Here is a 7809-nt window from a genome sequence, read left to right on the forward strand (position 1 = left end):
CAATAGATGTTGCAGGGTGGATTCTGTTTTTCCAGCTGTAAGGGGAGCTTTCCGCAACTTTTTACCAGGGCTTGATTTTTTGCTTACTTTTTTATCAAGAAAAAAGTAAGATAAAAAAAACTTATAATCAAATAAAAATAATTAAAAATTCCTCAAGTTCACGCCATTGGGTGAACGGAAACTATATCGTAGCTTTTTATGAAAAATCAACGTTTTTTTATCCACTTTTTGACTAATCAAGTTGCAGCTGTTTCTTTCTAAGATTAAGGTTATTCCGTCTCTCGTCTAGTTGGTTTTTCAATGCCCTTTTATTCTTAGATAGCTTCTTTTTCTGTTTAATTCTATAGTCTATCTCGTCAATAAGGCCCTCCTCTGCCTTGATCCATCTATTTATTATTTCCTTTATCTCCTTCCTGGCAGCCGAATCCGAAAGGTAGCTCTGTTCTATACATGCATTGTGCAAATCAGGCAACTGTTCGGGTAAATTAAGCAACCCGAGACGTTCAGTAATCTTTTCAATTGCCTGGCAGGGTAATCTAAGAACCCATGCTCTTAAATCAGATCTAATATAATCAAAGACAGATATTGCTTGTTGTATTGTCAATTTATCTTCTCTAATGTCTTGCATACACCCTTTCGTAGGCGCTGTCGCAGGCTGGTTTTTAAGTAGCCTCTCGAGTGTTTTTTGTTGGCTTCTATCTTTGTTTTTACTGGTTAGTATGTTATTTACATAGTCGACTACATAACTTTCATTAACTTCTTGTGCTTTTTTGTCATATAGCCCTGTGAACATGTTCTTTTGTTTATCATAGATTTGCTTTTCTAGTGCTTTTTTTGATTCTATTATTGTGTTTTTTTCCTCAGATAGTTTTGCTGCTATTGTGTTTTTTTCCTCAGATAGTTTTGCTGCTTTTTCTTTTTCGTCCTTAGACAGGTTTTTAAGATTGCTTATTTCCTCGTTTGTTTCTTTTAACTTCTTCTCATATTCTTCTAGTTTATTTTTCATTTTATCCATTTCAGCTTTTTGCTTTTTCTGTTCATAATCTTGACTGTCGTCAAAATTTATGGTATCTAGCTCTTTTTTCTCTTCTGGCTTTTCTTCAAGATTACGCTGATTTAGGCTAGTTGCCTCATCCTGCTCTTTTATTTCTTTTTTTTCATTATTAGAATCATTATTCACAGATTTCTCTTGTGTTGTCTTTATTTTTTTATTATCACTGCACACGAAATCACTAAATAATAGTACAGATAAATACAATAAAGCAGCCTTATAGGAATGTTGCATATAATTTTATATTTTAAACTGAAAATGAATTTAATTGAATGACTATTCTATATATCTGTTTAGGTAATAGCGTCAGCTTAAGGGTCATATTTTATTGATTACCAAATATAATAGTCTTCATTTAGTCCACTAGTACGCAGCAAATTTGACCTCATTTTTTGCTTGATCAAAAAATGGACAAAAAAGGACCGAACGGATAACTACTTATCCGCGTTCTTCAAGCCATTTATTCCTTGTATCTATCCATTCCTCCCTTCTTGCATTGAGTTCTTTTTGCAATTTTTGCTTATTAGAAGATAGCGCTTTGTTCGCTTTTGCTTTCTCCTCTTTTCTCTCCTGAATTTTATTTCCTATCTCTTCAATAAGAAAAAGCTGGACTGTATCAATAAAGTCAACTAATATTTGGTATAGCTCCTTGTATGCAGATGAATGCTTAGGCAAGCTTTTACCAACTTCCCGACATATTTCTATAAAACCAAGTAGATATGCATCAGACATTTTATTGGGCTTATACATATCAAGCCGATGAATAAGCTCAACAAGTTGATTATAAGGTAAGCTAAGAGCCCACTTGTTTAATTTAGAGTTAGTATCGTTTATATTTTTTGTTGCTTTTTCTATTTTACTCATATCCTCATTCTTATAATGAATAGATAATTTATTCAATAGCCTATCGAGTGCGCCCTGGTTATAATGCTTTTTACCATTATTTTTTAGTAGGCCATGCGTATATTTTTTTACGTCATTAGCATCACATGCTGGTACTTTGGTTGGATATAGTTTTTTCAACTTTGCCTCTTCTGGTTCACGTATTTCGGCTAAACGTTGCTCTAATTCATCTATTTTTTGGAATAATGCCTTATTTTCTTGGACTAATTCATCCATTTGTTTAAGTGTTTTATTGAGTTGTTTGTCTTTTTCATCTATTTGTTTACTTATTTCCTCTAATTCTTTGTTTTTTTCATGACCTGAACTCATGCTTTTTTCGAGTTCTTTCTTTCTTGCTTCGAGTGCTTGCTTTTCTGCTTCAATTTTTTTCTTCTCTTCTTCAAGTTTTTTATGTTTTTGTTCGTTTGCTTCTTGTTTCTTATCTAGTGCTATTTTTTGTTCTTTCAAAGCTATACTGTTTGCATCTTCTTCAGGTAGCCCATTTTTGTGTTCATCCTGTCCACCTTCTTTGTGCGCCTTATCCTTATCTAGATCATCCGACTGATCTGCTCCATTATTGGTAGGATGCTGCTCAAGTTTTGCTTTCTTATTTTTTTGTTAACACCGAACCCACAATTAGTAAATAATAATGCAGATAAATAAAATAAAGCGACTTTATGGGAATGTTTCATATAATTTTATATATTAAGCTAGGTTTTTAAACTACTATTAATTCAACGGTTAGTATCCATGCACCATTGTGGCAAGACTACGCACAAAAAGAAAAAGTAACCCTTGTAAAATAGGGGCGAGCAAAAAGTTTGCCCTTACAAGCTAAAACAGAAAAAACAGCTTTTTGTAAAACCTGCATAACGGGCGATTGCTGTTTTTATAGCTGTAAGTATTACCTTCCGCAACTTTTTACAGAGGGCTTGATTTTTTATCCACTTTTTTATCAAGCAAAAAATGGGATAAAAATGCCTTTTTTACCAGTGACCTGAACAGATACAACGGTTATTCTGTTAGTCTATAAGAATTTAGTGTTATAGATTTAGATAGACTATATAGATTGATTGATCAAAAAAGATCAAGAAAAAAGATAAATAAGATCATATAAACCTGATTAAAAGGATTAGGCAAATATATAAAAAAAATAATAATATATCACAGCTTTTTACGCAAAATCGTGAACTTAAAAGGTTATTTGTTTGCTTAACAAGCGAAATAATTTATTTTTTTACTTAATTTTTCGTGTCCATGCGTAATGGTGGATACGTTTTTTCTATTGGGTGCGCTACTGTAAAGCTATAATAGTATAGATAGATAGATAGTTTTTTGATTGATCAAAAAATAAGCAAAAACATACTTATTGTAACATCTTCAAGAGTAAGCTAACGCTTTCTTTTAACTTCCGTCTATCTACAATCATATCCAAGAAGCCATGCGCCAATAAAAATTCTGCTGTTTGAAACCCTTTTGGCAATTCTTTACCCACCGTTTCTCGAATCACACGTGGACCTGCAAAACCAATCAATGCACCTGGTTCAGCTATATTGATATCACCTAGCATGGCATAAGAGGCGCTTACACCACCTGTAGTAGGATCAGTCAGTAGCGAGATATAAGGAAGTTTAGCATCAGCTAATTGGCGTAATTTAGCAGCTGTTTTGGCCATTTGCATCAGGGAAAAACTACCCTCCATCATCCGGGCACCTCCAGACTTAGAAATAATCAGCAAGGGCGTGTGATGGGCCAAACAATGGTTGATCAATTGGGCTATTTTTTCGCCCACTACACTACCCATAGAACCGCCAATGAATTTAAAATCCATGCAAGCAATCGCAATAGGAAATGCATCAATAGTACCATAAGCCGTTCGTATAGCATCTATTAAATCGGTTTGTGCTTCTGCTTGCTTTAGACGCTCTGTATAAGGCCTATTATCTACAAATTGGAGTGGATCTGCCGATCGGAGAGTTGCATTAAGTTCTGTAAACTTATGCTGATCGAACAAAATAGCAAAATATTCCTTTGAGCCAATCGGTAAATGATATCCATCATCTGGTACAACTTGTAAATTTTCCTCTAATACTTTGCTGTGTATAATCTTCCCTTTGGGTGTTTTAACCCAAATACCATCCGGTGACTCTTTTTTGGCGGAACTAGGGGTTAAAATTCCTTTCTTTTTGCGCTTAAACCAGCTTAGGTTGTCGTTTATTAAATTCATACAATTATTTACAAAATTGATTATACCGCTTGCCCAATCTATTGCGGATGCCACTTTTGATGTCGAAACTTATTTATGCTTCCTCCAATACACTGAGTATGGTGCGGTGCTCAACTGCACTTTTTCTAAAAAAAGCTCATCACAAATAGCTTGTGCAAACAGTATATTAAAAGCCACCTTAAAGGCTTTATGGGCTTTCAGGACGCATTTGCGGAAAAAATATCACATCTTGAATAGAACTTGAATTGGTCATAATCATTGTTAGGCGATCTATACCGATTCCAATACCTACAGTTGGAGGCATACCATAGCGTAAAGCTTTTAAAAAATCATGGTCTACCACCATGGCCTCTTCATCTCCACGTTCGCCTAATGTACGCTGTTCTTCTAACCTTTTCTGCTGATCGATAGGATCATTTAACTCAGAAAAAGCATTACATATTTCCTTACCAGCACATATTACTTCAAATCGTTCCGTTAAAGCTGGATTTTCTCGATGGCGTTTAGCTAAAGGAGACATTTCAACGGGATAGTCGGTTATAATGGTAGGCTGAATCAGATGGGGTTCGCACTTTGCACCAAAGATTTCATCTATAATTTTACCCTTGGCTACATTATCTGCTACATCGATATGGAGCTGATGGGCTACGTTGCGTAATGCCGTTTCATCCATATTGCTCACATCATATCCAGTAAAATGGTGGATCGCTTCAAACATCGTAAAACGTTTCCATGGCTGCTCGAAGTTAATCAGATGAGGGCCAAATGGCACCTTTGTGCTGCCATGTAGCGCAAGCGCTACTTCTTCTATCAATGCTGCTACATAGTCCATCATCCAAATGTAATCTTTGTACGCAACATAAAGTTCTACTTGCGTAAACTCAGGATTATGAAAACGGGACATGCCTTCATTTCTAAAATCTTTAGCAAACTCATAAACTCCTTCATATCCACCAATAATTAATCTTTTTAAGTAAAGCTCATTAGAAATACGTAAATATAAAGGGATATCTAAGGTATGATGGTGGGTAGTAAAGGGGCGTGCAGATGCACCTCCATAAATGGGTTGCAGGATAGGAGTTTCTACCTCTAGATAACCTTGTCGGTGCAAGGAAGCTTTCATGGTATGAATCAATTTAGCTCGTTGTTCAAATACCTTTCGTACGGAGGGATTAACAATTAAGTCGACATACCTTTGGCGATAACGTTGTTCAGGGTTGGTAAAAGCATCATGTACTTTTATCCCTTCTTGGGTAGTTACCTCTTTGACAATTGGTAAAGGGGCCAGTGATTTGGTTAGTAATCGAAGATGGGTAACGTGAATCGCTATAGCCCCTACTTGAGTGGTAAAGACCGAACCTTGCACTTCAATGATATCTCCTATATCTAGTAACTTTTTAAAAAAAGTATTGTAGTGGCTTTTATCCTCTCCTGGACAAATAGCATCTCGTTGGACATAGAGTTGAATGCGTCCACTCGCATCTTGTAATTCTACAAAAGAGGCTGCGCCCATAATCCTGCGCCCCATAATGCGACCGGCCAGTACGACATGGCCATAGCATTCCTTATCTGTTTCTTTGTAACCCGCAAGAATAGTGGCTGCTGTCGCATTGATGGTGTTCACAAAGGCTGGATAGGGATCAACGCCCATCGATTCTAAAAGGGCTTTTTTCTGCGTTCGAATGATGGCTTGTTCACTCAGTTCGTGCATGGCAATATAATAATTCGTATAAAAATTAAGGAATAAAGTCTTTCATGGTTATGCCGCTGGTTTATGCAGCCAAAACCTTTGGTTAGGCTGAGCATGACTAACAATAGAGACTTGCCTAATTTACATTTTATTTTTATAAATTCTAGATTTAGTAACCGCTTAACACAAAAAGATCTTTACATAAGGCGTACAATCCATATCTTCCTTTTTATTAAATTTAAACTGGTGATTAATTTTTTAGTAAAAACGTAAAGCAAATGTTTAAAAAAATCATTTACTCTATTCTATATCTATTGGCTTGGCCCCTTTGCGCCTTAGCTGACCCTATCACCTATCAGGCAGATAGACTAGAAGGTGAGGTTGTCAACGATAAGGCTTGTAAGAAATTAGAAGGCAATGTGGTGATTACTTTTGATACCCATGGTATGACCTTGACCGCAGATAGAGTCTATAAATATGATGATCAAGAGGTAATAGAGGCGCAAGGTAATGTTAAAATTGTCGATCGAGAAGGTAGCGTATTAAAAAGTGGCCTATTGACTTATGATTTAGCACACAAGCAAGCCATTTTCGAAAATAATGTAAGCTGTTCCTCTACAAAGGCTATGTTTTATACCCCTAAACTAATTTATGATGTAGAAAAGAAACAAGGGAAGTTTTTGCAAGGAGGAAAATTAGTACAAGATCAAATGGTTTTGACCAGTAATAAGGGGGTTTATGATGGTGCACGCCATCAAGTTACCTTTTCTAAAAAAGTAGTATTGGTAGATCCTAATTATAGGCTCCATTGCGACCAGTTGGATTACCATACGGAGTCAGAGATTGCTTATTTTCTTGGAGATACTAAAATTATCCATCAAGAAGGAGTACTAACCACTGCCAAAGGCGGCCAATATGTTGTACCTAAAAAACAGCTTGCATTTGACCAAGGAACACTTACTACAGAAGAAATCATTCTTACTGCAGACCGTTTAGAAATTATTGATGGCCAAGATTGTGCGGCTAGTGGTCATGTTTCGCTTCGAGCCAAAAAGCATGATGCGGTAATTGTAGGTGAAAAAGCTAGTTATTCTGAAAAAGAAAAAAAAGGAGAGATAACTGGTGAGCCATTATTAACCAAGGTAGTCAATAATGATTCTATCTACTTACGGGCTAATACCTTTATAGTTTTAGAAAAAACCATTAACAATCACCCTCCAGAGCAAGAAATTCATGCTTTACATGATGTCAGACTCTACCAAGAAACGCTACAAGGTGTGGCCGATGGTGCGGTCTATAATACCAGTAAAAACACCATTCATTTACATAATAAACCAGTGATTTGGTGTAGCAACTACCAGATTACAGGAGAAGCAGTTTACCTGGTTATAGAAGAGACATCAGAAGCAGTGAAGCTCTTTGTAGATAAAGATTTGTTTATGGCATCAGCAGATCCAGTTGGTAATTACAATCAAGTAAAGGGACACAAGATGGTGGCATTTTTTAAGCAGGGTGCTATTGAAAAGATGTCGATAAACGGTAATAGTGAAAGCCTCTATTTTGCACTAGGGGATAACAATGAGTTAATGGGTATGAACCATATCAAGTGTGATAGTATGGAAATGACTATGATCGACAATGCATTGTCAGACATGATATGCAAACCAAAACCTCAGGGGATCTTTTATCCAGCAGAAAAAATTGAAGACACGCAAATGAAACTGGATGGTTTTGTTTGGCATGGTGACAAATGGCCTACTAAAGAGCATATTTTAGTTAGAAGGACTACCTAGATAATAAGTTTCCGTTCACCACTGTGGCTTATGCTAGGAAAAAAACGCGCTCTTTGAAAAAAGTGCGATCAGCAAGCGGAGTTTAGAGATGACAAGAAAAACAGTTGCCGGGAGGGATTGCAGGGAGGTTCCTGTTTTTCCAGCTATAAACTAAGCTTGCAGTAAC

The 7809-nt window shown here is 36.2% G+C and carries 5 protein-coding genes; 1 reads left to right on the forward strand and 4 read right to left on the reverse strand.

Annotation, left to right across the window (positions count from 1 at the left end):
* Nucleotides 1-232: 232 nt before the first annotated feature.
* From MUW73_RS02410 to lysS, 4 genes are all read right to left on the reverse strand, one after another.
* Nucleotides 233-1285, reverse strand: coding sequence for a hypothetical protein (locus MUW73_RS02410; RefSeq protein WP_243018565.1), 1053 nt, complete (start codon nt 1283-1285; stop codon nt 233-235).
* A 204-nt stretch (nt 1286-1489) separates the two neighbouring features.
* Entirely contained in the window at nt 1490-2401 is a 912-nt protein-coding gene (locus MUW73_RS02415) for a hypothetical protein (RefSeq protein ID WP_243018563.1), read from the reverse strand.
* An 898-nt stretch (nt 2402-3299) separates the two neighbouring features.
* Nucleotides 3300-4160: an acetyl-CoA carboxylase, carboxyltransferase subunit beta gene (gene accD, locus MUW73_RS02420; RefSeq protein WP_243018561.1), complete on the reverse strand. Its 861-nt coding sequence runs from the start codon at nt 4158-4160 to the stop codon at nt 3300-3302.
* Nucleotides 4161-4347: 187 nt separating this feature from the next.
* Nucleotides 4348-5871 (reverse strand): lysine--tRNA ligase, encoded by a 1524-nt coding sequence (gene lysS / locus MUW73_RS02425; protein WP_243018559.1) that lies wholly within the window; start codon nt 5869-5871, stop codon nt 4348-4350.
* Nucleotides 5872-6128: 257 nt separating this feature from the next.
* On the opposite strand from lysS, the gene MUW73_RS02430 reads away from it, so the two are divergent.
* Nucleotides 6129-7643, forward strand: coding sequence for an OstA-like protein (locus MUW73_RS02430; RefSeq protein ID WP_243018557.1), 1515 nt, complete (start codon nt 6129-6131; stop codon nt 7641-7643).
* The last annotated feature ends 166 nt before the right edge of the window (nt 7644-7809 follow it).

Source organism: Candidatus Cardinium sp. cByotN1 (assembly GCF_022810525.1).
Taxonomy (GTDB): Bacteria; Bacteroidota; Bacteroidia; order Cytophagales; family Amoebophilaceae; genus Cardinium.

Excerpts from the sequence above, each read along its gene's own strand:
- accD (WP_243018561.1), bottom strand. The coding sequence starts at position 4,160 with ATGAATTTAATAAACGACAACCTAAGCTGGTTTAAGCGCAAAAAGAAA.
- lysS (WP_243018559.1), bottom strand. The coding sequence starts at position 5,871 with ATGCACGAACTGAGTGAACAAGCCATCATTCGAACGCAGAAAAAAGCC.
- MUW73_RS02430 (WP_243018557.1), top strand. The coding sequence starts at position 6,129 with ATGTTTAAAAAAATCATTTACTCTATTCTATATCTATTGGCTTGGCCC.
- MUW73_RS02410 (WP_243018565.1), bottom strand. The coding sequence starts at position 1,285 with ATGCAACATTCCTATAAGGCTGCTTTATTGTATTTATCTGTACTATTA.